The organism is Ideonella margarita (assembly GCF_038066635.1).
In the GTDB taxonomy this organism is placed as follows: Bacteria; Pseudomonadota; Gammaproteobacteria; order Burkholderiales; family Burkholderiaceae_C; genus Ideonella; species Ideonella margarita.
Genome location: NZ_JBBUTI010000010.1, coordinates 83,989 through 110,969 on the forward strand (window position 1 = coordinate 83,989; position 26,981 = coordinate 110,969).

Sequence of the window (26,981 nt, forward strand, 5' to 3'; positions counted from 1 at the left end):
CCGTGTGATTACCAGACGTCGCTGCGGTTGAGCAGGAACCATTCACCCTTGGTGACCTGGTAGACGCTGACCACGCCGTAGCGCTGCTCGCCGTCGTCGGCAAAGCGCATGCTGCTCGTCACCGGCGCCAGCGGGTCAACCGACTTGAGCGCCGTCACCAGCTTGGCACCTTCCACGCTGCGGGCCTGGCGCACTGCCGCAGCCAGCACATAGACCGCGTCGTAGGCATAGTGGGCCGCGTAGATCGGCTCATGCTTGTGGGCGGTGCGGAAAGCGCCGAGGAAGTTCTTGCCGCCGTTGAATTCGCTGGCCGCCACGATGGGCGAAGTGGCGTAGATCTGGCCGATGGCCGGGTTGATCTTCAGCAGGCCTTCGGTCTTGATGGTGTCGCCACCCACGATGCTGAGGTTGTGCACACCGGCGGCCAGCAGCTGGTCGGTCAGGGCAATCACCTGGAAGTCAGCCAGCGTGGTGACGAGCACGGTGGCCTGCGCGGCCTTCATGTCGGCCACGAGCTTGGCGAACTGGGTGGTCTTGTCATCGAGCGAAGCGCGCAGCTTCACGCTGCGGCCCTTGGCCTTGAGCTGCTCGGCAGCCGATTCAGCCAGGCCCTTGCCGTAAGGCGTGTTGTCGTCGACCACGGCATACACCTGCTCGCCCGGCAGCTGCGCGGCGAACGAGCCCACGGCCTTCGATTGCAGCGCATCGCTGGCCACCAGGCGGAAGGTGGTGGGCAGGCCCAGGCGGGTGTATTCGGGCTTGGTGGAGATGGCCAGCTGCGGAATCATCTTGCTGGCGTAGATCGGTGCGGCCGCCATGCTGACGCCCGAGTTCAGGTGGCCGATGACCGCCACCACGCCGGCATCCAACAGCTTCTGGGCCGCGGCCTTGCCGGCTTCGGCATCGGCCTTGTCGTCTTCCGCCACGATCTCGAACTTGACCGTCTTGCCGTCGATCCGCAGGCCCTCGCGATTGATGTCGTTGACCGCCATCTGCGCGCCGTCCAGCATGTCCTGCCCCAGCGCCTTCAGCGGACCGGACAGCGGCTGCGCCACACCGATCTTGATGACTTCAGGCACCGACGGCTGGCAGGCAGACAACAGCGCAACGCCGCCAAGCAGGCAGCAGCGCACCAGAGAGCGCAAAGGGTGGATCATGGGGAACTGCAGGTGAGGTGGAGAAAAGGAACAGCGCCGCCGGCGGCAGCAAGCCGCAGCGGCGGGCACCGGCCAGCCCGGGTGGGCCGGCCGCTCGCGATCACTTCAAGGACACGCCGTTGAACTGGTGCGAGTTGAAGGGGCTTTGCTTGTAGCCGGTGACTTCCTGGCGCATCACTTCGTAAACCACCGAGTGGGCGATCTTGAAGTCCGGCGCTTCGTCACGTTCGATCAGCTGCATCTCCTCGTACAACTTGGCGCGGGCCTTGTTGTCGGTGAGCGTGCGGGCCTTCTCGAGCTTCTCGTCATAGGGCTTGTTGCACCACTTCGAGAGGTTCTGGCCACCGGCACGGGCCGCGTCGCAGCCGTGCAGGAAGAAGAAGTTGTCGGGGTCGCCGTTGTCGCCGTTCCAGCCCAGCATGCCGGTCTGGTGTTCACCTTGCTGCAGGCGCTTGCGGTACTCGCCCCACTCGAAGGTGACCAGCTTGGCGGTGACGCCGATCTTGGCCAGGTCGGCCTGCATCATCTCGGCGATGCGCTTGGCATTCGGGTTGTACGGACGCTGCACCGGCATGTACCAGAGGTCCACCTCGATCGGCGTCTTCACGCCGGCCTTGACCAGCAGGGCCTTGGCCTTTTCCGGGTCATGCGGCCACTCGGCGACCTTGTCGTTGTAGCCCCACAGGGTCGGCGGAATCAGGTTCTTGGCGGCGGTGCCGGCGCCCAGGTACACGTCCTTCAGGATGGCCGCCTTGTCGATGGCCATGGTGAAGGCCTGGCGGACTTCCTTCTTGTCCATCGGGGCCTTCTGGGTGTTGAAGGCCCAGTAGGCGATGTTCAGGCCGGGCAGGCTGGTCACGCGCAGCGACTTGTCCTTCTGCATCTCGGGCAGATCGGCCGGGCGCGGGTAGCCGGTCAGGTGGCATTCGCCGGCCTTGAGCTTGGCGTAACGCGCGGTGGCGTCCGGCGTGATGGCGAAGACCAGGTCATCCACCATCGCCTTTTCACCCCAGTAGGCCTTGTTGGCCTTGTAGCGGATGACGGCGTCCTTCTGGTAGGTGACAAAGCTGAACGGGCCGGTGCCCACCGGGGCCTGGTCGAACTGGCCCTGCTTGCCGGCCTTGGTCAGTGCGTCGGCGTATTCAGCCGAGTGGATGGCGGCGAAGTCCATGGCCAGGTTCGGCAGCATGGTCACGTTCGGCTTCTTCAGCACGATGCGCACGGTGTAGGGGTCGACCTTCTCGACGGCTTCGAGGTCGTCCTTCAGGCCCATGTCGGCGAAATAGTCGTACTTGCCGCCCGAGACCTTGGCGTAGGGGTGATCGGCCTTCCACTGGCGCTCGAAGCTGAACACCACGTCGTCGGCGTTGAAGTCGCGCGTCGGGGTGAAGTCTTTGATGGTGTGGAACTTCACGCCCTTGCGCAGCTTTAAGGTGTAGACCTTGCCGTCAGGCGACATGCTCCAGCTCTCGGCCAGGCCGGGTTCGACCTGGGTGCTGCCGCGGGTGAAGTGCGTCAGGCGGTCATACACCGGGCGGGCGGCATCGAAGCTGGTGCCTGTGGTGTTGAGGGCCGGGGTGAAGTTCTCGGGTGAGCCCTCGGAGCAATACACGAGGGTCTTTGCGCCGGCAGCGCCTGCGCACAGGGCGAGGGCGGCCAGGGCCAGTGCAGAGCGGTGAGTGGCTTTGGGCCAGGATGCAGTCATCGGGTTCCTCCAGGACAGTTGTGCCGTCGAGTTCGGGTGCCAGGGTGCGGCAATGCCGCGCATCGTACGTCCGAAAACGCCCTGTCCCGGTGCAGGGCGACCTCGGGTTTCCAGCAGGTGCGCGGTCATCCAAAGTGCTCAGCAAGAACGGTGCCGCCGGGGTTGCGGCGGTGCTGACGTGCGGGTTTTGCCCGGGGTGCTTACCAGCCTGACGGCGTGTGGAACGCCGGGTTCAGCAGCGCGCAGAGCTGGTGGTCACGCCAGGCGCCGTCGATGAAGAGGTAGTCAGGCGAGAGGCCGATGGGGCGAAAGCCCAGGCGTTGCAGCAAGGCGCCGCTGCGCAGGTTTTCCGGCCGGAAGGCGGCCTGAACGCGGTGCAGGTTGACGCGCGGGCTGAAGGCCTCAGCGAGGGCGGCCACGAGGGCCTCGTGCATCAGGCCCCGGCCCTGCCAGTCGCGGTCGATGGCGTAGCCCAGCACCGCGCTGTGGAAGGCACCTCGCGCGACCTGACTGAAGTTCACCGTGCCGATGATCTGGTCGGGGGCCTCCACCGGGCTGATCCACCAGCGAAAGCCCTGGCCTTCGCCAAAGGCTTTCAGCGCGGTGCGCAGGCGCTCAGCCTGCACGGCTTCCGTGTAGAAGCCGGGCGGGGTGGGCGGGTCCCAGCGGGCGAAGTGCGCCTGGTTGCGTTGCTGGAAATCAAGCAGCGCGCCCGCGAGGCCGTCATGGCCGGCCTGCAGCAGCAGGTGCGGGGTGTGCAGGGTCTTGCGGGCGGGGCTCAGGTCCATGCGCTGAGCCTACCAAAACCGCCCGGTGCCGCAGGGCCTGTCAGGCCAATGCCGCCTGCAGCTCGGCAGCACCAGGGCCGAAGGCATACGCATCCATGCCGAGGTGGCCGTAGGTCACGCTCTCATGCAGGCGCAGGCCCGGGTGGCTCAACCCGCCGGCGCCGGCCGCCACGAAGAAGGGCAGCAGGTGCTCGTCGGTCGGGTGCATGTGCACGGCGTGCGGGGCCTGGGTGCGCCAGGTGGCGAGCTGGGCATGGTCGCCCGCCTCGGTGTGTTGCTGGAACCACTGGCGGAAGGCGGCGCTTTCCGGGTATTCGGGCTGGTCGATCTCGCCCCGGCCCGCGGCAAACAGCCGCAGGTTGTGGGTGATCGAGCCCGAGCCCAGAATCAGCACGCCTTCAGCCGCCAGCGGCGCCAGGGCCGCGCCCAGCGCCTGCAGGCGCTCAGGCGCCCAGCCCGGCGGCCAGGCCAGAGGCAGCACGGGCACGTTGGCGCCCGGGAACATCGAGCGCAGCGGCGTCCAGATGCCGTGGTCCAGGCCGCCTTCGGGGCTCAGGTGGATGGGCAGGCCGGCGTCGCGCAGCAGGCCGGCCACGCGCTGGGCCAGCGCCGGGGCGCCGTCCACGTCGTAGCGCAGCTGGTAGAGCGCGTCCGGGAAGCCGCCGAAGTCATACACGGCTTCGTGGCGGGCGGCGCCCAGCAGCACTGGCTCACGGGTGAGCGAGTGGGCCGAGACGGCCAGGATGGCCTTGGGCGTGCCGAAGCGGGCCTGCAGGGCCGGGCCGAGGCGTTGCCAGAAGGCGCCCGCTGCCCCCGGCTCCAGCGCCGTCATGGGCGAGCCGTGAGAGACATAGAGCGGTGGAAAAGCGGTGTGGTGCGTGTTCATGACCTGTATTTCAGCAGCGGGGCAGGGCGGCGGCGTTCGGATGTCTTGCATGCAGCATTCACCGCCGTCTGCGCCGTGTATCCGAAAGCGTGTAGCGTTGCAGACATGGCTTCTGCTTCACATCCCCCAGTTCCTGCCGCCGCCCCCCTGCAACCCTGGTCGGTTTGGCGGCTGGCGGCCTCCCAGACCTGGCTCGATTTCCGGGCCGGCGAATTGCGCCTGGTGCTGGTGGCCATCGTGCTGGCCGTCACCGCACTGACCGCGGTGGGCTTTTTTGCCGACCGGCTGCAAGGCGGCTTGACGCGCGACGCGGCCCAGCTGCTGGGTGGTGACCTGGTGGTGCAGAGCGACCACCCGGTGCCCGAGGTGTTCATCCAGCAGGCCCAGACGGCCGGCATGCAGACCAGCCTGACGGCGTCCTTCCCCAGCATGGCGCGGGCGCCCGATGAGCGCGGCGGCGCCGCCAAGCTGGTGGCCGTGAAATCAGTGGGTGCCAGTTACCCCTTGCGCGGGCAGCTGACGCTGCGCTCGGCCCCCACCGGCCCCGACGAAGCCGTGGCGCTGCGCCCGGCGCGTGGCGAGGTGTTTGTTGACGTGGCGCTGCTGGACGCCCTGAGCCTGCGCATGGGCGACGAGCTGCTGCTGGGCGATGCCCGCCTGCGCGTGGCCCGCCTCATCGTGATCGAGCCCGACCGCGGCGCCGGCTTTCTCAGCTTCGCCCCCCGCGTGATGCTGAACGAGGCCGACCTCGCCGCCACCGGCCTGGTGCAACCGGCCAGCCGCGTGAGTTACCGCCTGGCCGTGGCCGCGCCGATCGGCCGTGAGGCTGGCGTCAAGCCGCTGACCGAGTGGGCCCGCGCCGCCATCCGCACCGATGACCACCGCGGCATGCGCGTGGAATCGCTGGAAGCCGGCCGCCCCGAAATGCGCCAGACGCTGGACCGCGCGCAGAAATTCCTGAACCTGGTGGCGCTGCTGGCGGCCTTGCTGGCGGCTGTGGCCGTGGCGATTGCCGCGCGCGATTTCGCCCAGCGCCACCTGGACGACTGCGCCATGTTGCGGGTGCTGGGCCTGTCACAGCGCCGCATCGCCACGGTCTTCCTGCTGGAATTCCTGCTGCTCGGGCTGCTGGCCAGCGTGGGCGGCGTGCTGGGCGGCCTGGCGCTGCACACCGTGTTCATCGAGCTGCTGGGCGCGTTTGTGCCCGCCTCGCTGCCGGCCCCCGGCTTGAAGCCTGCGCTGTACGGCCTGGCCACCGGCCTGACGCTGCTGCTGGGCTTTGGCCTGCCGCCGGTGTTGCAGCTGGCCCGCGTGCCACCGCTGCGCGTCATTCGCCGTGACTTGGGCCAGGTGCGCGCGGCTTCCTTGGGCGTGTGGCTGATGGGTGGCGTGGCCTTCGCGGCGCTGCTGCTGACGGTGGCGCAAGACCTGACGATGGGCTTGATCTCGGTCGGCGGTTTTGCTGCGGCCATTGCCGTTTTTGCCGCGCTGGCCGCGCTGGTGGTGATGGGCCTGGGTCGCTGGATGCCCGAGAGCCGGGTGCCGAACTGGCTGGTGCTGGCCACGCGGCAGGTGGCGGCCCGCCCGGCGTTTGCGGTGCTGCAGGTGTCGTCGCTGGCGGTGGGCCTGATGGCGCTCGCGCTGCTGGTGCTGCTGCGTACCGACCTCATCAGCAGCTGGCGCCAGGCCACACCGCCGGACGCACCGAACCGCTTTGTCATCAATGTGCAGCCCGACCAGGCAGCAGACTTCCGCGCCACGCTGGCATCGGCCGGGGTGGCCGATGGCTACGACTGGTTCCCGATGATCCGCGGCCGGCTCATCACCATCAACGGCGAGGCCGTGGGGCCGCGTTATGCCGACAACGAAGGCGCGCGCCGCAGCATCGACCGCGAACTCAACCTCAGCCACAGCGCCGAGATGCCGGCCCACAACAGGCTGGTGGCGGGCGAGTGGGGCAGCGGTGATGCGCAGGGCCTGAGCATCGAGCAGGGCCTGGCCACGAACCTCGGCGTGGCGCTGGGAGACGAGCTGGCGTTTGACATCGGCGGGCAGATCCACACCACGCGCATCACCAGCATCCGCAAGGTGGACTGGGGCTCGATGCGGGCCAACTTCTTCGTGCTGTACCCGGTGGCTGAGATGCCCACGCTGCCCGCCACCTTCCTCGCGGCCTACCGCGCACCGGTGGGTGATGCGGGCTTCGACAACCGGCTCACCGCGAAATTCCCGAACATCACGAACGTGGATGTGTCGGCCTCGCTGGCGCAGGTGCAGGGCATCCTCGACCAGGTGGTGAAGGCGGTTGAAACGCTGTTCGCCTTCACGGTGGCGGCGGGCCTGGCGGTGCTGTTTGCGGCCGTCAGCGCCACCCGCGACACCCGGGCGCGTGACTACGCCGTGATGCGCGCCTGCGGTGCAGGCAGCCGCCTGCTCTCACGCGTGCAGCAGGCCGAGTTGCTGGGCGTGGGCGCACTGGCCGGCTTTCTGGCCACCAGCGCGGCGATGGCCGTGGGCTGGGCGCTGGCGCGCTTCGTGTTTGAGTTCAGCTGGACCGCCGCCTGGTGGGTGCCCGTGGCGGGCACGCTGGCCGGCGCATTGCTGGCGCTGGGGGCGGGCTGGTGGAGCCTGCGTGACGTGCTGCGCCGCCCGGTGATGGTGACGCTGCGGCAGGCGTCGCAGTAAGCCGGACAGCCCGGGGCAACACCCCAAAAGCAAAAAGCCGCAGGCATCACGCCTGCGGCTTTTTGTTTGGGGGCGACTGGTATCAGCTTTGGGCGCTGTCGATCAGGCCCATGTCGGAGGCGCTCATCAGGGCCTGGATGTCCATCAGGATCAGCATGCGCTCACCCACGTTGGCAATGCCGGTGATGAACGACATGTCGACCTGGGCGTTCATCGCCGGGGCCGGCTTGACGGTGTCGCTGTTCAGCTCCAGCACGTCCGACACCGCGTCCACCACGGCGCCCACCACCCGGCCCTTGATGTTCAGCACGATGACGACGGTGAAGTCGTTGAATTCGGCGGTGTCGCAGTTCAGCTTCACCCGCAGGTCGATGATCGGCACGATCACGCCGCGCAGATTCACCACGCCCTTGAGAAAGTCGGGCGAATTTGCGATGCGGGTCGGCTGCTCGTAGGAGCGGATTTCCTGCACGCGCAGGATGTCGATGCCGTATTCCTCGCCGCCGAGGCGGAAGGTCAGAAATTCACCGTGGCTGGTGGCAGCGGCAGCGGCGCGCTTCTTGGCGCCCTGCATGGCGCGTTCGGCTTCGTGGCGGGCCACTTGGCTGGCTTCGGTCATCATGTCCATGGCGGTTTCCTGAGGGTGAAGGTGGGCAATATCGTGCCGGGTTGAACGGGTTATCGGCTCAAAGCCAGGGGGCTTGAGCGGTCGGTTTCAGTTTGTCGATGGCTGCTGTGCAAGCGGAAGGTGCTCACCACGCCATTCAGTCGCGCGGCCTGGTCATTCAGGCTCTCGGCGGCGGCGGCGCTCTGCTCCACCAGCGCGGCGTTCTGCTGCGTCATCTGGTCGAGCTCGTTCACTGCGTCATGCAGGTCGCCGATGCCCTGGCTCTGGCTGGCCGTGTCGGCCGTGATCTCGCGGATCATCTGCGACACGCGCTGCACCGATTGCACGATTTCCGTCATCGTGGTGCTGGCATCCGCCACCTGGCGGGCACCGCTGTCCACCTTCTCGACGGAGGCATTGATCAGGGTCTTGATCTCGCGCGCGGCCTCGGCCGAGCGGCCGGCCAGCGTGCGCACCTCACCCGCCACCACGGCAAAGCCGCGGCCTTGCTCACCGGCGCGGGCCGCTTCCACGGCGGCGTTCAGGGCCAGGATGTTGGTCTGGAAAGCAATGCCGTCGATGACGCCGATGATGTCGCTGATCTTTCGGGAGCTGGCGTTGATGGCGTCCATCGTCGACATCACCTGCGACATCGCATCACCGCCGCGCTGTGCCACGCTGGAGGCGCTGCTGGCGAGCTGATCAGCCTGCACGGCCGAGCTGGCGCTGTGGTGCATCGTGCCCGACAGCTCCTGCATGCCCGAAGCCGTCCGCTGCAGATTGCTGGCGGCACGTTCGGTGCGCTGGCTCAGGTCGAGGTTGCCGGCCGAGACTTCACGGCTGGCCACATGGATCGAATCCACCGATTCCTGCACCTGGCCAACGATCTGTCGCAGGCCGTCGCGCATGGTGACCACCGAGCGCATCACGTCGCCGATCTCGTCGGGGCGGTTGGTGTCCAGTGCCACGGTCAAGTCGCCTTCGCCCACACGGCGCGCCGCTTCGGCCAATTCACCCAGCGGGCGGCAGATGGTGCGCACCTGGAACGAGGCGATGATGGCCAGCACGATGGCCACGATGCCCATCACGCCCGACACGCCCCACACCGTGCGCATGCGCTCGGCGCTGGTCTTTTCATGCAGCTGGGCGGCCTTGGCTTCTTCATTCTTCACCAGCGCGGTCACGGCGGTGCGCTGTGCGGCCACGGCGGCGGCGGTCTTCAGCGGATCGGCCAGCTGGGCCAGCAGCTGGCGCTCTTCGCTGGAATCCACCAGCTTGCCCATGCGCTCATGCAGCTCCTTCATGCCGGCGGCGCCCTGGGCCAGCTCCGGATGGTCCGGGTTGGCGGCCAGGCGCAGAGCCTGGGCTTCCAGCTGGCCTTGCCACTGGTAGGCCACGGCCAGGCGGGTTTGCTGGTCACGCTGCGCAGCTCCGGCCACCTCGATCAGGCCCTTGGTGCGCACGGCGGCAGCGCCGGCCATCACGGCCATCATCGTGATCAGGATCAGGGTCGGCGTCCAGAGCCGACCGGCGAGTCTGAGGTTCATGGGGTGTGTCTCCGGCTGCAGTGCAGTCTTCGTGGTTTCAGGGGGGCGAGTGCCAGCCAGGGTCGGCGCGTCAGTGGGTCAGCAGCGGAGCGTCATGGGCTGACAGCCGGAAGGTGGCCACCACCTCCGCCAGCTGGCGCGCCTGCAGCTTCAGGCTCTCGGCAGCCGCGGCGGACTCCTCCACCAGCGCGGCGTTCTGCTGCGTCATCTGGTCGAGCTGGCTCACGGCCACGCCCACTTCGTTGATGCCCTTGCTCTGCTCGGTGGTGGCGGTGGAGATTTCCTGGATGATGTCGTCCACCCGGCGCACCGAGCTGACGATGTCGCTCATCGTGGTGCCGGCTTCGGCCACCTGCCGGGTGCCGCTCTCCACCTGCTCGACGCTGGCGCCGATCAGGCTCTTGATTTCGCGGGCGGCTTCGGCCGAGCGTTGCGCCAGGGTGCGCACCTCGCCGGCCACCACGGCAAAGCCGCGGCCTTGCTCGCCGGCGCGGGCGGCTTCAACGGCGGCGTTCAGGGCCAGGATGTTGGTCTGGAAGGCAATGCCGTCAATCACGCCGGTGATGTCGGCAATCTTGCGTGAGGCGGAATTGATGGCGTCCATCGTCTGCACCACCTGCGTCACCGCCTGCCCACCACGCTGGGCCACGGCCGTGGCCGAGGCGGCCATCTGGCTGGCCTGGGCAGCCGAGTCGGCGCTGTGGCGCACGGTGCCCGTCAGCTCTTCCATCGAGGCGGCGGTTTGCTGCAGGTTGCTGGCCGTGTGTTCGGTGCGCTGGCTCAGGTCGAGGTTGCCGGTGGCCACCTCGTCGCTGGCGGTGCGGATGCTGTCGGCGCTGTTGCGCACCTGGCTCACCACTTCCCGCAGCGCGTTCTGCATGTCATTCAGCCGGTCGACGAAGCGCGACACCTCGTCACGCCCGGTGTTCGGCACGGCTTCTGACAGATCACCCTTGGCGATGCGGCCGGCAGCGGCGCTGGCATCGTCCAGCGGCCGGGCGATCGATTTGACGATGGCCCAGTTCAGCGCGGAAAAGGCGATCAGCATGGTCGACACCGCGATCAGCCGGAACAGCGACTGGGCGGCTTCCTGGCTCTTGGCCTCGGCCTGCTCGGCGGCCATGGTCTCGCGGGTGTTGCCCAGCCAGGTGGCGAAGCCGGCACGGGTCTTCTCAATCTCGGGCCAGTTGCGGCTGGCATAGGCAAAGCCGGCGCTGGCGTCCATCTTGGCGTCCACCACCTGTTGCAGCACGGGGGCCACTTCCTTGGCGTAGGTGTCGAAGCCGGCCATGCCTTCGGCCATCACGCCCTGACGCACTTCTTCGCTCAGGTTGGCTTGCAGCAGGGCGCGCAGCTTGGTGGTTTCCTTGGTCCAGGCGGTTAGGTGGTCGCCGGCTTCCACCGCGTTGTTGGCGGTCAGCAGCACTGACTGCTCCAGCCGCTGCACGCGCTCCAGCGCGCTGCTCAGCTCGCTGCTTTCGGCCGACAGGGCGGTCTGCTTGGCCAGCAAGGCTTCACTGCGGGCCTGGCTCGATTTGAAGGCGACAGCCGCCCACACGCCGAGCGCGATGACCAGGATGCTGAGTACCAGCATGCTGCCCAGCAGGCGCTGCCGGATACTGAAATTGCGCAGGAAAGAGTTCATGGTGTGAGGCCTGAATACTGCTTTGAGAAGGGCCGATCAGAACGTTTCCCAGTCGGCGTCAGCGGCCGCAGAGGTCACGGGAGAGGGGGCGGGTGAAGGGGTGGGCCTGGACGCGGGTGCACTCGCGGCCTTGGCAGATTGCTGGCTGGCGAGCTGGCGCAGTGCCACGGGCCTGGGCGGTGCAACCGGTGCGCTGCTGCCGGACGATGACGCAGATGCGGATGACACCGGCCGGTGGGCCGCAGCCGATGCCGCCTTGCGCGGGCTGGCCGAAGGGGCCGGGGCAGCGTCATCGCCAAAACGGAAACGGCTTACCACCTCGCCCAGGCGCTGGGCCTGGTCCTTCAGGCTTTCAGCTGCGGCGGCACTCTGTTCCACCAGCGCGGCGTTCTGCTGCGTCATCTGGTCGAGGTGCCCGACGGCGCTGTTGACCTGGCCGATGCCCTGGCTCTGCTCGTTCGCCGAGACGGTGATCTCGTTGATGATGTGGGTCACACGCTCGACCGAGCTGACGATCTCGTTCATCGTGGCGCCGGCTTCGCTCACCTGGCGGGCGCCGTTGTCGACCTTTTCAACCGACACGTTGATGAGGGTCTTGATCTCGCGGGCAGCGGCGGCCGAGCGGCCTGCCAGGCTGCGCACTTCACCGGCCACCACGGCGAAACCGCGGCCCTGCTCACCCGCACGCGCGGCTTCCACCGCGGCGTTCAGGGCGAGGATGTTGGTCTGGAAAGCGATGCCATCAATCACGCTGATGATGTCGCTGATGCGGCGCGAGGCGAGGTTGATCTCGTCCATCGTCGTCACCACCTGGCCGACCGCGGCACCGCCGCGCTGGGCCACTTCCGAGGCCGTGCGGGCCAGGGTGTTGGCTTCGGTGGCGGCTTGGGCGCTGAGGCGCACGGTGGCGGTCAGCTCTTCCATCGAGCTGGCGGTTTGCTGCAGGCTGCTGGCGGCCTGCTCGGTGCGGCTGCTCAGGTCCTGGTTGCCGCTGGCGATTTCATTGCCGGCGTCACCGATGGTGCGGGCCACCTGGCGCACGGTGCCGAGCGAGTCGCCCAGCTGCGTCACCATGTGGGCGATGGAGCGTTGCAGCGCGCCGATCTCGTCGTCGCGGTCCTGCTGCACCGTCACCGCCAGATTGCCCTTCGCCACTTCGGCGGCCACATCGGTGGCGGCTCGCAGGTCGGTCATCATCTTGCGCTGCAGCATGGCCGCCACGGCCACGGCCACGGCGGTCATCAGCAGGCTCACCAGGCCCAGCACGATGCCGGTCTGGTGATTGCGGCGGGCCGACTCGGCGCTGGAGGCGCGCGAGGCCGTCTCGATGTTGTCCACCAGGCCGTTCAGCGTCAGGCCGGCGGTGTTGAAGGCGGCGTTGGCGCCCTGCATGGCCGCCACGCCGGTATTCGGGTCGACCGAGGACAGGTCCAGCGCCTCGTCCGCGTTCTTGATGTAGGTCTTCAGGTGCTGGCCGAGCTCGCCGGCCTTCTGCTTCATCGCATCGCCGTGCTCACCGCCGTCGATGACACCCGCCACCACGCGCTGGATGCCTTCGCCTTGCTTGGCCAGGTCGGCGCGAGCGGCCTTGATCGCCGCATCATCCATCGAGCCCACCAGCGTGATGGTGCGGTAGACGAAGGCATGCATCTGGCCCATCTGGGCCTGCACGCTGGTGATGGTGCGCAGCTGGTCGATGTCAGCACCGTGCGTCTCCGCCGTCTGGCTGGCTTCGCGGTCCATGAAGGCCATGTTGATGCCCCCGCCGCTGAGGGCCACCAAGGCAATGGCCACCGGTGGCAGCAGCAACTTGGTCGAGAGCTTCATCGAGAACTCCTGGAGATCTGGTGGGTGTGCGCGGTGCGGCGGGGCTTACTTGTAGATGCCGCCGCAGACGACCGTGTCGTCCAGCTTCTCGCAGTACATGGCCTTGGGCTCGACCTTCTTGTTCTCCGGGTTGGTGAACTTGTAGTCTTGCCAGAACGAGGCCTTGGTCTTGGCCATGTCCACGCGCTCGCGCACGAAGGCCTTGCCGTCCACGTCCTTCAGGTCGATCAGGTTCTTGCCCACCATCTTCTCGTTGGCACCGTGGGCATGCACCACGCCGTCCAGGCCGTACACCACGAGGTACAGGTCTTCGTGGCGGAACTGGCCCGTCTTGCTGGTGATTTCGGCGTAGCCCTTGTCCTTGCCATTGGCCTTGATGAAGGCCACGCCCTTTTTCACCATGCCCGTGGCGTCCGCTTCGGTGGCACCACCGGCGGCAGCCATCAGGGCAGGGCTGGCGGCCAGCAGGCAGCTGGTCAGGAGGGTCAGTCGGATCATTGAGCGCATGGGGAACTCCTGGTCGAAAAGGGGGTGTCGACGGTCAACAGAGGCAGGCAGACGATCAGAAGGTTTCCCAGTCGTCGTCACTGTGGGCAGCCACCGCCGGTTTGGCGCTGGCCACGTTGGTCAGGGTGGGCACGGAGGCGGGTGGGCGCGGAGCCGGGGAGGCCGCTGGTGCCTTCGGGCTGGCAGAGGCCAAGGGGGCGGTCTTGGCGGGCGCGGGCGCCGTTGCGGGCGCCTTGCTTGCTGGCGCGGTCGATGCAAAACCTGCCGCTGCCGGGGTGTGTGCGGGGGCGGCGCTGGCCACCGGTGCACGGTCATCCAGACGGAAGCGAGCCACCAGCGCGTTCAGGCGCTGTGCCTGGTCCTTCAGGCTTTCTGCCGCAGCGGCGCTCTGCTCCACCAGCGCGGCGTTCTGCTGCGTCATCTGGTCGAGGTGGTTCACGGCGCTGTTGACCTGGCCGATGCCGGTGCTCTGCTCCGAGGCCGACACGGTGATGGCGCCGACGATGTCGGTCACACGCTGCACCGAGTCCACGATCTCGTTCATCGTCTGGCCGGCGTCCTGCACCAGGCGCGTGCCGTTGTCGACGCGCTCGACCGAGGCATTGATCAGGGTCTTGATTTCGCGGGCAGCTTCGGCTGACCGGCCTGCCAGGCTGCGCACCTCGCCGGCCACCACGGCAAAGCCGCGGCCTTGCTCACCGGCGCGGGCGGCTTCAACGGCAGCGTTCAGCGCCAGGATGTTGGTCTGGAAGGCGATGCCGTCGATCACGCTGATGATGTCGCCGATCTTGCGCGAGGCATGGTTGATCTGGTCCATCGTGGTGACCACCTGCGCCACCACCTCGCCACCACGGCGAGCGACATCGGAGGCGGACGTGGCCAGGCCTGAGGCCTGCTGGGCCGAATGGGCGCTTTCGCGCACCGTGCCGGTCAACTCTTCCATCGAGCTGGCGGTTTCTTCCAGGCTGCTGGCGGCCTGCTCAGTGCGGCTGCTCAGGTCCTGGTTGCCCGAGGCCACTTCGTTCGAGGCCACATGGATGCTTTCGGAGGCGCGGCGCACTTCGCCCACCAGGCCAGCCAGTGAGCCTTGCATGCTGGCCAGCGCATTGAGCAGCTCGGCGGTTTCGTCCTTGCCTTCGACGGTGATCTTGTGGGTCAGGTCGCCCTCGGCGATCGCCAGGGCCACGGCACGGGCCTGCTCGATCGGCGCGGTGATGGAGCGCGAGTTCAGCAGCGTCAGCGGAATCACCACCATCATCACCAGACCCAGCACAGCCACGAAGGCAAAGCCGGTCTGCCTCATCTGGGCGTTGAACGCGGCCTGGGTTTCGGCGGCTTCGTTGTCCACGATCTCGGCGATCTTGCCGACATTGGCTTCCACCGTGTGCACATGCTCCTTGGCGCGCTGCAGCATCTTGTCGGCGCCGCGGGCGTTGTCATAGGCGCCGTCCTGGATGCTGACCAGCACCTTCTCGGTGTCGGTCTTGTAGGCAGCCAGGGCCTTGAGCGAGTCGCGGGCGATCGGGTTGTCTTCGTCTTCCTCGCCTTCGAGCAGGCCGCTCAGCGCCGCCTCGGTGCGTCCGATCGCGGCGTTCCAGCTTTCGCGGTGCTTGAGCACGGCCACGCCGTCCTCGTAGTTGATGACCATGTCCTTCTCGTGGCGTCGTACCTCGCCCAGACCTTCACGGATGGCCCCGACGTTGTGGATCTCCTTGATCGAGTGCGACATGAAGTTCTCGTTCAGCTCCTGCATGTGCCGGCCGCCGAATACGGCGGTCAGGCCCACCAGGCCGAACAGACCGAGCACCATCAGGATGGCGCCCTGCATGCGCAGCCTGATCGAGAATTGACGCATCGACTTCATCGTGAAGCTCATGAAAGGTGCTCCCTGCGGCGTGACGGTGGGTCCGCCCTTGTTGGAATCAGAAGGTTTCCCAGTCGGCATCGCTGCCGGCGGTTTCCGCCACGGCCGGACGAGGTGCCGGGGCAGGGGCCGGCCTGGCGGCGGCAACCGGGCGCGGGCTGGCGGCAGGCTTGGGCGTTGCGGGCTTGGCCAAGGCGGGGGCCGACACCTTGCCGGGCGTGTGAGTGCTCCGTGCAGGCGATGGGCTGACCGGGCTGCCGGCCGGGCCGCTGCCCAGCTCGAAGCGGCTCACCACCTGCGCCAGGCGCTGGGCCTGGTCCTTCAGGCTTTCTGCGGCGGCTGCACTTTCTTCCACCAGCGCGGCGTTCTGCTGCGTCATCTGGTCGAGCTGCGTGACAGCGCCATTCACCTGCGCGATGCCGTCGCTCTGCTCGGCGGCTGCGGCCGAGATCTCGCCGATGATGTCGGAGACGCGCTGCACGCTGCCCACGATGTCGGTCATCGACTGACCGGCTGTTTCCACCAGGCGCGAGCCCGACTCCACCTGCTCGACGCTGGCGCCGATCAGGGTCTTGATTTCACGGGCAGCCGAGGCGCTGCGCTGGGCCAGGCTGCGCACTTCGGCGGCCACCACGGCAAAGCCGCGACCTTGTTCGCCGGCGCGGGCGGCTTCCACCGCGGCGTTCAGCGCCAGGATGTTCGTCTGGAAGGCGATGCCGTCGATCACGCCGATGATGTCGGCGATCTTGCGGCTGGCGGTGGCGATGCCTTCCATGTTGCTCACCACCTCACCCACCACGTCGCCACCCTTGCGGGCAGCCTCGGCAGCGGTGGCAGCGAGCTGGTTGGCGGTGCGGGCCGAGTCGGCGGTCTGGCGCACCGTGCCGGTGAGCTGCTCCATCGACGAGGCAGCCTCCTGCAGGTTCGATGCGGTCTGTTCGGTGCGTGCGCTCAGGTCCTGCGAGCCGATCGCGATCTCGCTGCTGGCGGTGGTGATGCCGTCAGTTGATGAGCGGATGCCCGACACCATGCCGTGCAGGTTGTCGCGCATCTTCAGCATGGCGCGCTGCAGCTGGCCGATTTCGTCATCGCGGCTCACCCGCACCTCGGTCGACAAATCACCTTCGGCGATGTGCTGGGCGGTGTCGATCACGCGGCGCATCGGCACCGTGATCGAGCGGGTCAGTGACCAGGCGATGAAGGCACCCAGCGCGATGGCCAGGGCAGCACTGGCCACCAGCAGCTTGCGCGTCAGCTCCAGCATGGCGTGTCCCTTGGCGGCCAGCGTGGCGGCTTCCTCGTCCAGGATCGTTGACAGCTTGTCCATGGCGCTCAGATAGGCCTGGGCTGCAGGCAGCATCTCGGCGTCCACACGGGCGGCCACGGTAGCGTCCTGTTCCTTGATGCCCTTGAAGATCACCGTGCGGATGTCGACGTAAGTCTTGCGAGCCGTGGCGATGACCGCCAGTTGTTCACGCTCGTTGTCGTTCAGGCGGGTGGCTTCCAGCTCCTTCTGCAGGGCCGAAATGCGGGCGCTGGTTTCCTTGATCAGCGGATCCACATGGGCCTGCAGGTCGGCATTGCCACCCGACTTGGCAATGGCCAGTGCGCGGGCCAGATTGACCTGGGTCTGTCCGTTCCATTGGTCGGCGAGCGTGGCTTGATGCTCGCTCGCCTGCACCTCTGCATTCAGGCTGTCCACCTCATGCAACCGGATGAAGGCGGCCACGCTCATCAGGCCCATCAGCCCCAGCACGGAGCCGAAGCCGATGGCGAGTCGCTTGCCTACAGGAATGTCTTTGAATGCCATGGGGAGTACTGCTTCAGGAAAAGGTGGGTCGATGCGTGCGGGAGAGGGCGCGCATCAATGGCGCGACCGGCGCACCAGCGTGCCGATGTCGAGAATCAGGGCCACGCGGCCGTCGCCCATGATGGTGGCGCCCGACACGTCGTTGACCTTTCGGTAGTTGGCTTCGAGGTTCTTCACCACCACCTGTTGCTGGCCGAGCAGCTCGTCCACCAGCAGGGCGACGCGGCCACCTTCGGCCTCGACCACCACCATGATGTTGGAGGACTTCTCGAAGTCGAATCGCGGCACCTGGAAGACCTTTTCCAGGTCGATCACCGGCATGAATTCGTCGCGCACTTCCACCACGCGGCCCGAGCCGCCGATGGTCTTGACCATCTCCGGCGAGATCTGGAAGGACTCGACCACCGACGACAGCGGGAGGATGTAGACCTCGTCGCCCACGCCGATGCTCATGCCGTCCATGATGGCCAGCGTCAGCGGCAGGCGCACCCGCACGCTCATGCCGTAACCCTCGGCCGAATCGATTTCAACCGTGCCACCCAGCGACGTGATGTTCTTCTTCACCACGTCCATGCCCACGCCTCGGCCCGACACGTCGGTCACGGCGTCAGCGGTGGAGAAGCCCGGCGCGAAGATCAGGCCGTAGACCTCCTGGTCGGTCATGGTGTCGGGCGCGTCGATGCCGCGTTCGCGGGCCTTCGACAGCAGCTTGCCGCGGTTCAGGCCGCGGCCGTCGTCACGCACCTCGATCACGATGGAGCCGCCCTGGTGCGATGCGACCAGCGTGACAGTGCCGTGTTCCGGCTTGCCCTTGGCCAGACGATCGGACGGCTGCTCGATGCCGTGGTCGCAGGAGTTGCGCACCAGGTGGGTCAGCGGGTCGGTGATCTTTTCCACCAGGCCCTTGTCCAGCTCGGTCGCTTCGCCCTGGGTCACCAGCTCGACGCGCTTGCCCAGCTTGGCAGCCAGGTCGCGCAGCATCCGCGGGAAGCGGTTGAACACCATCGACATCGGAATCATCCGGATCGACATGACCGCTTCCTGCAGGTCACGGGTGTTGCGTTCCAGATCGGCCAGGCCAGACAGCAGTTGCTGGTTGATCTGGGCGTCCACGCTGCGGCTGTTCTGCGCCAGCATGGCTTGGGTAATGACAAGCTCACCGACCAGGTTGATCAGCTGGTCGACCTTTTCCACCGACACGCGCAAGGTGCTGGAATCCAGACCCTGGGTGGCAGCCTTCTCGACCTTCGGTGCGGCCTTCGGAGCCACCGGTGCAGCCACGACGGCCACCGGTTCGGGAGCCGCATCGATCACGACCGGTGCCACTGCGGTGCCTTCGGTCGGCAGGCCGGGGGCGTCTTCAAAGAAGCCGTAACCCAGGTCCTTGGCTTCGGCCACTGATTCGACCGGGGCACCCGGTGCATCCTTGTGGAAGCCGTAGCCCGGGCCGAGCGGCGCCAGCTTCATCTGTTCGCGCGCCACGTGGAAGGTGAACAGATCGAGCAGGTCGTTGTCGCTCGACGCCGTCACGATCTTGAAGCGGCGCATGCCGTCGGCCGACTTGCCCGCGTCCAGCGGTTCGATCGTGCCGAGGTTGGTGATTTCCTGGAACAGCTCGGCCAGGCTGTCGGCCTGCTCCGGGCGCTCCAGCGGGCCCACCGTCAGCTCCAGCAGGCGGGTGCCGGCGGGCAGGGCCGGCGCCGCGGCCGGAGCCGGGGCGGGCGCAGCTGCCTTGGCCACAGGCGCGGCGGCGCTGGCAGGCGCAGCAGGCACGGGCGGCGGTGCACCTTCGGCCAGGGCACGGATGTGCGCCACCAGCTCGGAGGTGTCGAGGGCCGCACCGCCGGAGCCCTGGTGGCGGGCCAGCAGGCTCTTCAGTGCATCGCCGGCGCTCAGCAGCACATCCACCATCGCGGAGGTGGGCTGCAGTTCGTGGCGGCGCAGCTTGTCGAGCAGCGTTTCCATCTGGTGCGTCAGCTCGGCCACATCGGAGAAACCGAAGGTGGCAGCACCGCCCTTGACCGAGTGCGCGCAACGGAAGATGGCGTTCAGCTCTTCGTCGTCGGCAGCTTCGATGTCCAGCTCGAGGAGCTTCTGCTCCATCTGCTCAAGGTTCTCGCCGGCTTCTTCAAAGAAGACCTGGTAGAACTGGCTCAGATCGATGCCGTCACCGACGTTGCTGTTGTTTTGCGTCGTTTCGCCCATGTCTGTGAACTCCTGATTCGTTGCGGTCGGTGCCGGAAAAGTCGGTGCGCCAGCGGGATCAGCGGATGACCTTGCCGATCACTTCGATCAGCTTGGCCGGGTCGAACGGCTTGACGAGCCAGCCGGTGGCACCTGCGGCGCGGCCGGCCTGCTTCATCTGGTCGCTGGACTCGGTGGTCAGGATCAGGATCGGCGTGGCCTTGAACTTGGGGTTCTCGCGCAGCTTCTTGGTCAGGCTGATGCCGTCCATGCGGGGCATGTTCTGGTCGGTCAGCACCAGGTTGAAGTCGCGCTGGTTGGCCTTCTCCCAGGCGTCTTGCCCGTCGACGGCTTCAACCACGTTGAAGCCGGCGTTCTTGAGGGTGAAGGCGACCATTTGGCGCATCGAGGGCGAATCGTCAACGGCGAGGATCGAGTGCATTGCTTTGCTCCGGAAATCTGGGGGGCGGGGTGTTTGAGACTGGGCGGGACTTAGAACAGGTCGATGGACCCTGCGTCCATTTCGTCCTGGGTAACGGGGTTCGGACGGCCGGGGCCTTCCTCGACGATGGCGCTGCCGTCGTCGTCCTCGTCACCCATGGCGTCACGGGCGATGCGATCCACGCAGTTGCGAAGGCGCTTCTGGGTGTGGGTGATCAGCTGGGTCGCCATGTCATGGAACTGCAGGGCCGTGATGGCCCCGGCGAGTTTCTGCATGGCGTCATGCATGGCGCCGTCATCGGCGGCGGCCACGCTGGCAGCTGTCCTCAGCACCTCGTTGAGCTGGTGGCTGGCACCATAGAAGTGGCCGGACAGCGTTTCGCTGGCGTCATCCAGAAGACGCTGGAGGCGTTCCAGATCGTGGCCGGCCACCATGAGGTGATCTTGCAGATCAGCCGCCATCAGCAGTGGCAGCTGGCCGCCAGGGTCCGGCACATTCGCGTCGGTAGTGGGCATCGTTGCTCCAAGGCACAAGTGTTTGTCCCTTCCCGAGGCCCGACCAGAACTGCTGCCAGCCCTGATACGACCCATCGCGGACGATCCGCGGGAAGTTGTCAGGGATTTTTCGGCACGAAGGCGCCCTTAGTTGACCCGATCATGGCGGGATTTCGGGCCTATTTCCTGTTTCAGGGGGGCTGTGAGGCTGGATCCGGCTCGGCGATACTCAAACGCATGAAAGCCCTGTCTGCCGATCGCGTGCTGCGCGTGCTCCACCTTGAAGATTCGGAGCTGGACCATGAGCTCGCGATGGCCCATCTGCGCCGCAGCGGCATGCAGATTGACACCCGGCGCGTGGACACGGAAGGTGAATTCCGCGCCGCGCTGGACGAAGACTGGGACCTGATCGTGTCCGATTTCAATGTGCCGGGCTTCTCTGGCCTGCGCGCCCTCGACATCGTGCGCGGTGGCGGCCTGCAGCTGCCCTTCGTGCTGGTGTCAGGTGAAATTGGCGAAGACGTGGCCGTGCAGGCCATGCGGGACGGCGCCAGCGACTACCTGCTCAAGGGCAACCTGGCGCGCCTGGCACCGGCGGTGCAGCACGCCATCGAGGCCCACGACAGCCTGCGCGCCCGGCAACAGGCCGACCGCGAGCTGGCGGCCTCGCGCCAGCGCTTGTCAGAGCTTGCCCAGCACTTGCAGACCAGCGTCGAGATGGAGCGCACGGCGATCGCCCGCGAAATTCACGACGACGTCGGCGGCTCCTTGTCGGCCGTCAAGTTCGACCTGGCCTGGATGGGCCGCCAGCCCGGCATCTCGCCCGAGCTGCGCTTGCGCATTGAAAGTGCCGCCGAAACCGTGACGCATGCCCTGGAAGCCAGCCAGCGCATCATGCACAACCTGCGCCCGGCCATCCTCGATCAAGGCCTGGTGGCCGCGCTGCAGTGGATGACCAACCGCTTCGAGCGCCGCACCGGCATCGCCTGCTCCTTCCGCACCAGCCACGACAGCCCGCAGCTGCCGGCCGGTGTGCCGCTGGTGGCCTACCGGGCCGCGCAGGAGGCGCTGACCAACATCAGCAAGCACGCCCAGGCCACGCGGGTGGGCATTGATCTTTCGCTGGCGCAAGGGGTGCTCTCGCTGGAGGTGAGTGACAACGGCGTGGGCCTGTGTGATGCCGATCTGGCCAAGGCGCGCAGCTTCGGCATCCGCGGCCTGCATGAGCGCGCGTCCACCGTGGGCGGCTGGGTTGACCTTTCCAGCGCGCCCACCGGCACGACCCTGATACTCTCCATTCCCTTGGATCCTGCTGCCGGCCTGTCGATGGACGATGACGCCGACGCGCCGCACGATCCTTCTGCTTGGGGAAATCTATGACTCGGGTCATCATCTGTGACGACCACGCCCTGATCCGTCGGGGCATCCGCGACACGCTGTCCGACGCCGCCGACATCGAGGTGATCGGCGAGGCTGCCGATTACGGCGAGCTGCGCACGCTGCTGCGCGCCCAGGTGCCCGATGTGCTGGTGCTCGACATCAACATGCCCGGCCGCAGTGGCCTGGACGTGCTGCATGTGCTGAAGGACGAAGGCTCGCCGGTGAAGGTGCTGGTCGTCAGCATGTACCCGGAAGACCAGTACGCCATCCGCGCCTTGCGGGCCGGCGCCTTCGGTTATGTGAACAAGGGCGGTGACCCGCAGCTGCTGGTGCAGGCGGTGCGCACGGTGGCCCAGGGCCGCAAGTACGTCACGCCCGAGATTGCGCAGATGCTGGTCGAAAGCCTGACCACGCCCGAGGTGGAGAACCCGCACGAGAAGCTCTCCGACCGCGAGTTGCAGACGCTGGTGATGATCGCGTCGGGCAAGCGCCTGTCGGACATCGCCACCGAGCTGACGCTGTCGCCGAAGACGGTGAGCGTCTACCGCGCCCGCGTGCTGGAAAAGCTCAGCCTGGCCAACAACTCCGAGCTCACCGTCTACGCCATCCGCAGCGGACTGGTGGGCGAGTGAGGCGCTGCAGGGCGGGCTTGATGTCCAGCATCACTGCCTGAATCACCGCCTCGAAAAAGGTGCCCGGTACAACCACACCGGCTTGCCTTCCACGTTGTTCAAGGTGGCCTGAGGCAGCAGCTCCGGCGCTTCAAATTCCAGACTGACCAGCCAGGCCCCGGGCGGAAGTTCAACGGCGGCCTTGGCCACGGCGCGCGGCATGCTCTCCGGCCGCTGGAACAGATACACCAGATCCTGTGTCGACCAGTCGGCCGCCCAGATGTCGGCCCGCCGCACCCGGGCAAACCGGCAGCGCAGCCGGCAGGCCAGCGTCAGGGGCCAGCTCCATTCCCAGCCCGTGAGTTGCCCGTCGGGGAACTCGCCATGCAATTCCACCAGCCCGGCACCCAGGCCGCAGCCGGCATCGGCGATGCGGGCTGTTGCTGGCAGGCCCGTGGTCTTGGCCAGGCCCAGCAGCGCCCGGGAGGGGGTGGGAAACAGCGGTGCGTCGCGCCAGCTGCCCAGCGGGTACAGGGCCAGCAGCGCGGCCAGTGGCAGCAGCCACACCCAGGCGGGCAGGGCGGTGCCCAGCAGCAGCACGCTCAGCGGAAACCCCGCCAGGATCACGCCGCTGCGCCAGCGGCTCTGGCCGCGGCTTCGGGCGCGCAGGGCCACGGCGGCCGCACAACTCAGTGCCGCCACGAACGCTAGCCAGCCCGGCAGCCCCAGGCCCAGCAAGAGCAGAAAGGCGAGCCAAGAGGTGGCCCAGGTGAGCAAGGCAGGGAGAGGCCAGAACAAAGTCATGGCGCAGATTGTGACAAGGCCCGCACGCGGCGGGCCTTGATAAGCGTGGCAGATGCCGGACTGAACGCCGGATTGCCGGTTTTGGCGACGGCAGTCGCAACCGCGGCGCTAGAACCCCATCGACGCCAGCAGGTCGTCGACGTCGTCCTGCTGCATGGCGCGGTCAGGCACTTGCACGCCCTTGAGCTCTTCGGTCTGGCCGGTGGCCTGGGCCGGTGCGACTTCGGGCAAGGCGCCGTCATCCAGCACGTGACGCAGCTCTTCCTCGGCGCGCCACAGGATGGCCATCACCTTGTTGATGACCTGGCCCGACAAGTCCTGGAAGTCCTGGGCCATCATCACTTCGGTCAACACGCTGTTCTGCTTGTCGGCGAAGGTGGCGGCGCGCGTCGCGAACTCGGCGCACATGCGCATCAGCACACGGGCGCGGGCAGCGTCGAAGTCGGGGGAGTCGGCCAGCCGCGTCATGGCTTCGGCGATCTCCTGGCCACGGCTGCGCACTTCGTCGCAGGCGGGCTTGGCATCGTCGATCAGGGCCAGCACACGGTTGGCTGCCTTTTCGGTCATCTTGCCGACGTACTCGAGCCGTTCGCAGGCATCGGGCATTTCGCGCACGACATGACGCAGCTCAGGTTTCACCCAACTGCTGGGCAAAGCCTTGGCTTCAATGGTGGAGGGTTCCGGATCGGCAAACATGCTGGGCCTGTGGGTTCGATCGGGTTGAAGGCATTGAAGGCGGGGTCAGTCCGGACGGAGGAAGGGCATGGCGGAGGCCTTGCGTTCGCCGCTCTTGCGGGTGCGCAGTACCGAATCGAAGCCTGAGCGGCCGCCATTCCACAAACCGTTGAACAAACTGACCACGTCCTCCTGACTGAAGCTGCGCAAGTCCGGCCTGAACTGTTGCACCGCGGCAGCGAGTCGCTCCCGGGGCACGCCCTGGTGGGTGGCCACCACCGTCAGCAGGGTGCTGAACAGGTCGGGGTTGCCCAGGCAGATCATGCGGATGCGTTGCAGGCAGGTCACCGGGTCACCGTGCTGGTTGGGCAGCAGCCATTGCAGGCTGGAGTCCAGCTCCGCGTTGGTGTCTGTTGCAACCGGCATGGCGACAGTGTCCTTGGGGTCCTCAGAAACCCAGGCTGGCCAACAAGTCGTCGACCTCGCCCTGGTTGCTGACCACGTCGGTGCGACCTTCGGCATTCACCACCGGGCCTTGCAGCACGGAAGCCTCGACCTTGTCGCGCTGCTCCGGCGGAATCACCTGCACCAGCAGCTTCACCAGGCTGTCTTCCAGATCATTCGCCAGGGTCACCACCTTGGCCACCACCTGGCCGGTGAGGTCGTGGAAGTCCTGGGCCATCATGATGTCGGTCAGGTGGTTGTCGATGCGGGCGGTGGTCTGCTCCACGTCCTGCACGAAGTTCATCACCTTGCCCGATGCCACGGCGCGCACCGGGTCGGCCACCAGGGCTGCGGCCAGCTCACGGGTGGCGTTGCTGATGTGCTGGTGGTCGGCCTTGGCCGAGTCCACAGAGTTCAGCACCTTGTTGGCGGCGTCGGCCGTCTTGGTGGCGATGTAGTTCAGGCGGCTGCGTGCGTCGGGCAGGCCGTCGGCAGCGTTCTGCAGCTTGGGCATCACGCCGAGCTGCTGCATGGTGTCGTGCAACAGGCGCGTGATGCTGCCCAGTTGCTGGAACACTTCCGGTGCCACCATCAGCGGTTCTGACGGCGTCAGGGTCGACAGGTCTTCCATTTTCATGGCCATTGCTCCCTGGTTCGCGTCACGCCGTGGCGGACAGCTTTTGCATAATCTTCTGGACTTTTTCTTCCAGGGTGGCCTTGGTGAACGGCTTGACGATGTAGCCGGCAGCACCGCTCTGGGCGGCCAGCACGATGTCTTCCTTGCGGGCCTCGGCCGTCACCATCAGCACCGGCAGGTGCTTGAGCGTGTCGTCGGCCTTGATGGCCTTGAGCAGATCGAAGCCGTTCATGTTGGGCATGTTGATGTCGCTGACGACGAAGTCGAACTTCGCGCCCTTCAACATGTTCAGCGCGACTTGGCCGTCTTCGGCCTCCTCGCAGTTGTTGCAGCCCATCTCCTTGAGCAGGCCACGCACGATGCGTCGCATGGTGGAGAAGTCGTCAACGACAAGAAATTTCAGGTCACTAGGGTTGCTCATGGCTGTCCTCGGAAGGTCTTGAGGCGTTATCGGACGCTGGTGGGGGAAGTTGAGGGGGACGGGGTGTCGGTCACGTCCTCGATCGTGTCGGGTGCCGTGCGAAATACACGGTCTTCGGCTTCACGGTTCATCACGATGATGCTGATGCGCCGGTTGCTGGGGTGGGTCGGGTCTTCCTTGTTGAAGGGCTGGCTGAAGGCCAGGCCCTGCACCCGCAGCATGCGGTTCTCGGCCAGGCCGCCCAGCATCAGCTCGCGCCTGGAGGCATTCGCCCGGTCGGCCGAGAGCTCCCAGTTGCTGTAGCCGCGGTCGCCCCCCGGAAACGGTTGTGCGTCGGTGTGGCCCTCCAGCGTGAGCAGGTTGGGCACCTCGGCCAGCACCTCGCCGATGGCCTGCAGCAGGTCGCGCATGTAGGGTTTCACCACCGCGCTGCCCGAGTCGAACATCGGTCGGTTCTTGTCATCGACGATCTGGATGCGCAGGCCATCGCGGGTCATGTCGAGCCGCAGCTGCGAGCTCATCGCCTTGAGCTTTTCCGACGCACCGAGCTTCTCCTCGATCGAGCCTTTCAGCTCCTGCAGCCGCGAGGCCTCGGCTCGTCGCTGCTCGGCCTTCAGGGCCGCGAGGTTCAGGGTGCGGGGCGGGGCCTCCACATCGCCGTGCTTGACCTGGCCACCGCTGCGGGTGAGGTCTTCACCACCGCCCTTGATGACCGAGGAGGCATCACCGGCACCGGAGCCGCCCTGCATGGCGATCTTCAGCGGCGAGCCGAAATAGTCGGCAATGCCCTTCTTGTCGCCCTCGGTCGTCGAGCCCAGCAGCCACATCAGCAGGAAGAAGGCCATCATGGCGGTCACGAAGTCGGCATACGCGATCTTCCAGGCGCCGCCATGGGCACCATGGCCGCCCTTCTTGACCTTCTTGACGATGATCGGTTGGAGCTTTTTTGCGTCGCCAGCCACGTCTGCGCTCCTGCTTACTTCTTCTTCACGTGGGCTTCGAGCTCGGCGAAGGTCGGGCGCTCGGTGGAATAAAGCACCTTGCGGCCGAACTCAATGGCGACCTGCGGGGCATAGCCCTGCATCGACGCCAGCAGCGTGGTCTTGATGCATTGCAGCTCCTTGCCGTCCTCGTCGATCTTCTGCTCCAGCAGGCCGGCCAGCGGTTCCGCAAAGCCGTAGGCCAGCAGAATGCCCAGGAAGGTACCCACCAGGGCCGAGCCGATCATGCCGCCCAGCACGGCCGGGGGCTGGCCCACCGAGCCCATGGTGTTCACCACACCCAGCACGGCGGCCACGATGCCGAAGGCGGGCAGGGCGCCGGCCAGTCGGGCAATGGCGGCGGCGGCGCCGTGGGCCTCGTGGTGGTGGGTTTCGAGTTCGGTGTCCATCAGCGATTCGATCTCGTGGGCATTCAGGTTGCCCGAGACCATCATGCGCAGGTAGTCGGTGACGAATTCGGTGACGTGGTGGTCGTTGCCCACCACCGGGAATTTCTGGAACAGCGGCGAGCTGTGCGGGTCCTCGACGTCCTTTTCAATCGACATCAGGCCTTCCTTGCGCGCCTTCTGCAGGATTTCATACAGCAGGGCCAGCAGGTCCATGGCGCGGGCCTTGGAGTACTTGCTGCCCTTGAAGCAGGCGCCCAGGCCCTTCATCGTGGCCTTCAGCACCTTGGGCTGGTTGTTGGCCACCATGGCGCCGATGGCGCCACCGAAGATGGTGAGCATTTCGAACGGCAAGGCGTGCAGGATCACGCCGATGTTGCCGCCGTGGGCGATGTACACGCCGAAGATGCAACCGATGGCAAGCAGCCAGCCGATGATGACAAACATGGTGAGGAGTTCCAGCTAACGGTTGGG

At 66.8% G+C, this 26,981-nt stretch carries 24 protein-coding genes; 3 read left to right on the top strand and 21 right to left on the bottom strand.

Annotated elements, in window-relative coordinates; all coding sequences use genetic code 11:
• Positions 1–8: 8 nt before the first annotated feature.
• The 4 genes from AACH00_RS14865 to AACH00_RS14880 form a co-directional block, all read right to left on the bottom strand.
• The gene (locus AACH00_RS14865; protein ID WP_341399948.1) at positions 9–1,157 is read right to left on the bottom strand and encodes a branched-chain amino acid ABC transporter substrate-binding protein; all 1,149 of its coding nucleotides are present in this window, start codon (positions 1,155–1,157) and stop codon (positions 9–11) included.
• Between the two features lie 100 nt (positions 1,158–1,257).
• Positions 1,258–2,862: an ABC transporter substrate-binding protein gene (locus AACH00_RS14870; RefSeq protein WP_341399949.1), complete on the bottom strand. Its 1,605-nt coding sequence runs from the start codon at positions 2,860–2,862 to the stop codon at positions 1,258–1,260.
• A 200-nt stretch (positions 2,863–3,062) separates the two neighbouring features.
• Entirely contained in the window at positions 3,063–3,650 is a 588-nt protein-coding gene (locus tag AACH00_RS14875) for a GNAT family N-acetyltransferase (RefSeq protein WP_341399950.1), read from the bottom strand.
• Positions 3,651–3,690: 40 nt separating this feature from the next.
• A complete protein-coding gene (locus tag AACH00_RS14880; protein ID WP_341399951.1) occupies positions 3,691–4,536 on the bottom strand; it encodes a dioxygenase family protein in 846 nt (281 codons plus the stop codon).
• 105 nt (positions 4,537–4,641) lie between these two features.
• On the opposite strand from AACH00_RS14880, the gene AACH00_RS14885 reads away from it, so the two are divergent.
• Positions 4,642–7,221 carry an ABC transporter permease gene (locus tag AACH00_RS14885; RefSeq protein WP_341399952.1) on the top strand — a complete coding sequence of 860 codons (2,580 nt, stop codon included), beginning with the start codon at positions 4,642–4,644 and terminating at the stop codon, positions 7,219–7,221.
• Positions 7,222–7,303: 82 nt separating this feature from the next.
• Here AACH00_RS14885 and AACH00_RS14890 read toward each other — a convergent pair whose 3' ends face one another.
• The 10 genes from AACH00_RS14890 to AACH00_RS14935 form a co-directional block, all read right to left on the bottom strand.
• Positions 7,304–7,849: a chemotaxis protein CheW gene (locus AACH00_RS14890; RefSeq protein ID WP_341399953.1), complete on the bottom strand. Its 546-nt coding sequence runs from the start codon at positions 7,847–7,849 to the stop codon at positions 7,304–7,306.
• Between the two features lie 50 nt (positions 7,850–7,899).
• On the bottom strand, positions 7,900–9,375 hold the full coding sequence (locus AACH00_RS14895; protein WP_341399954.1) for a methyl-accepting chemotaxis protein: 1,476 nt from the start codon (positions 9,373–9,375) through the stop codon (positions 7,900–7,902).
• Positions 9,376–9,445: 70 nt separating this feature from the next.
• Positions 9,446–11,020, bottom strand: a complete 1,575-nt coding sequence (locus tag AACH00_RS14900; RefSeq protein ID WP_341399955.1) for a methyl-accepting chemotaxis protein — start codon at positions 11,018–11,020, stop codon at positions 9,446–9,448.
• A gap of 36 nt (positions 11,021–11,056) precedes the next feature.
• A complete protein-coding gene (locus tag AACH00_RS14905; protein ID WP_341399956.1) occupies positions 11,057–12,847 on the bottom strand; it encodes a methyl-accepting chemotaxis protein in 1,791 nt (596 codons plus the stop codon).
• Positions 12,848–12,892: 45 nt separating this feature from the next.
• Positions 12,893–13,354 carry a cache domain-containing protein gene (locus tag AACH00_RS14910; protein ID WP_341399957.1) on the bottom strand — a complete coding sequence of 154 codons (462 nt, stop codon included), beginning with the start codon at positions 13,352–13,354 and terminating at the stop codon, positions 12,893–12,895.
• 55 nt (positions 13,355–13,409) lie between these two features.
• Positions 13,410–15,230 carry a methyl-accepting chemotaxis protein gene (locus tag AACH00_RS14915; protein ID WP_341399958.1) on the bottom strand — a complete coding sequence of 607 codons (1,821 nt, stop codon included), beginning with the start codon at positions 15,228–15,230 and terminating at the stop codon, positions 13,410–13,412.
• Between the two features lie 46 nt (positions 15,231–15,276).
• On the bottom strand, positions 15,277–17,028 hold the full coding sequence (locus tag AACH00_RS14920; protein WP_341399959.1) for a methyl-accepting chemotaxis protein: 1,752 nt from the start codon (positions 17,026–17,028) through the stop codon (positions 15,277–15,279).
• 54 nt (positions 17,029–17,082) lie between these two features.
• The gene (locus AACH00_RS14925) at positions 17,083–19,233 is read right to left on the bottom strand and encodes a chemotaxis protein CheA (RefSeq protein WP_341399960.1); all 2,151 of its coding nucleotides are present in this window, start codon (positions 19,231–19,233) and stop codon (positions 17,083–17,085) included.
• A 58-nt stretch (positions 19,234–19,291) separates the two neighbouring features.
• On the bottom strand, positions 19,292–19,654 hold the full coding sequence (locus AACH00_RS14930) for a response regulator (RefSeq protein WP_225864091.1): 363 nt from the start codon (positions 19,652–19,654) through the stop codon (positions 19,292–19,294).
• Between the two features lie 50 nt (positions 19,655–19,704).
• Positions 19,705–20,169 (bottom strand): hypothetical protein, encoded by a 465-nt coding sequence (locus AACH00_RS14935; protein ID WP_341399961.1) that lies wholly within the window; start codon positions 20,167–20,169, stop codon positions 19,705–19,707.
• Between the two features lie 216 nt (positions 20,170–20,385).
• Here AACH00_RS14935 and AACH00_RS14940 point away from each other — a divergent pair, with 216 nt between their 5' ends.
• Together AACH00_RS14940 and AACH00_RS14945 are read left to right on the top strand one after the other, a co-directional pair.
• Positions 20,386–21,528, top strand: a complete 1,143-nt coding sequence (locus AACH00_RS14940) for a hybrid sensor histidine kinase/response regulator (protein ID WP_341399962.1) — start codon at positions 20,386–20,388, stop codon at positions 21,526–21,528.
• Complete coding sequence (locus AACH00_RS14945) at positions 21,525–22,160, top strand: response regulator (RefSeq protein ID WP_341399963.1); 636 nt, start codon at positions 21,525–21,527, stop codon at positions 22,158–22,160. Before AACH00_RS14940 ends, AACH00_RS14945 begins: the two co-directional genes overlap by 4 nt.
• Positions 22,161–22,202: 42 nt before the next feature.
• Here the strand turns inward: AACH00_RS14945 and AACH00_RS14950 are convergent, their stop codons facing one another.
• From AACH00_RS14950 to motA, 7 genes are all read right to left on the bottom strand, one after another.
• Entirely contained in the window at positions 22,203–22,943 is a 741-nt protein-coding gene (locus AACH00_RS14950) for a class I SAM-dependent methyltransferase (protein ID WP_341399965.1), read from the bottom strand.
• Positions 22,944–23,051: 108 nt separating this feature from the next.
• Entirely contained in the window at positions 23,052–23,639 is a 588-nt protein-coding gene (locus tag AACH00_RS14955) for a protein phosphatase CheZ (protein WP_341399966.1), read from the bottom strand.
• A 45-nt stretch (positions 23,640–23,684) separates the two neighbouring features.
• Positions 23,685–24,044 carry a hypothetical protein gene (locus AACH00_RS14960; RefSeq protein WP_341399967.1) on the bottom strand — a complete coding sequence of 120 codons (360 nt, stop codon included), beginning with the start codon at positions 24,042–24,044 and terminating at the stop codon, positions 23,685–23,687.
• 22 nt (positions 24,045–24,066) lie between these two features.
• Positions 24,067–24,699, bottom strand: a complete 633-nt coding sequence (locus tag AACH00_RS14965; protein WP_341399968.1) for a protein phosphatase CheZ — start codon at positions 24,697–24,699, stop codon at positions 24,067–24,069.
• Positions 24,700–24,721: 22 nt separating this feature from the next.
• On the bottom strand, positions 24,722–25,120 hold the full coding sequence (gene cheY, locus AACH00_RS14970; RefSeq protein WP_341399969.1) for a chemotaxis response regulator CheY: 399 nt from the start codon (positions 25,118–25,120) through the stop codon (positions 24,722–24,724).
• Between the two features lie 26 nt (positions 25,121–25,146).
• The gene (gene motB / locus AACH00_RS14975; RefSeq protein ID WP_341399970.1) at positions 25,147–26,082 is read right to left on the bottom strand and encodes a flagellar motor protein MotB; all 936 of its coding nucleotides are present in this window, start codon (positions 26,080–26,082) and stop codon (positions 25,147–25,149) included.
• A 14-nt stretch (positions 26,083–26,096) separates the two neighbouring features.
• Complete coding sequence (gene motA / locus AACH00_RS14980; RefSeq protein ID WP_341399971.1) at positions 26,097–26,954, bottom strand: flagellar motor stator protein MotA; 858 nt, start codon at positions 26,952–26,954, stop codon at positions 26,097–26,099.
• Positions 26,955–26,981: the final 27 nt, after the last annotated feature.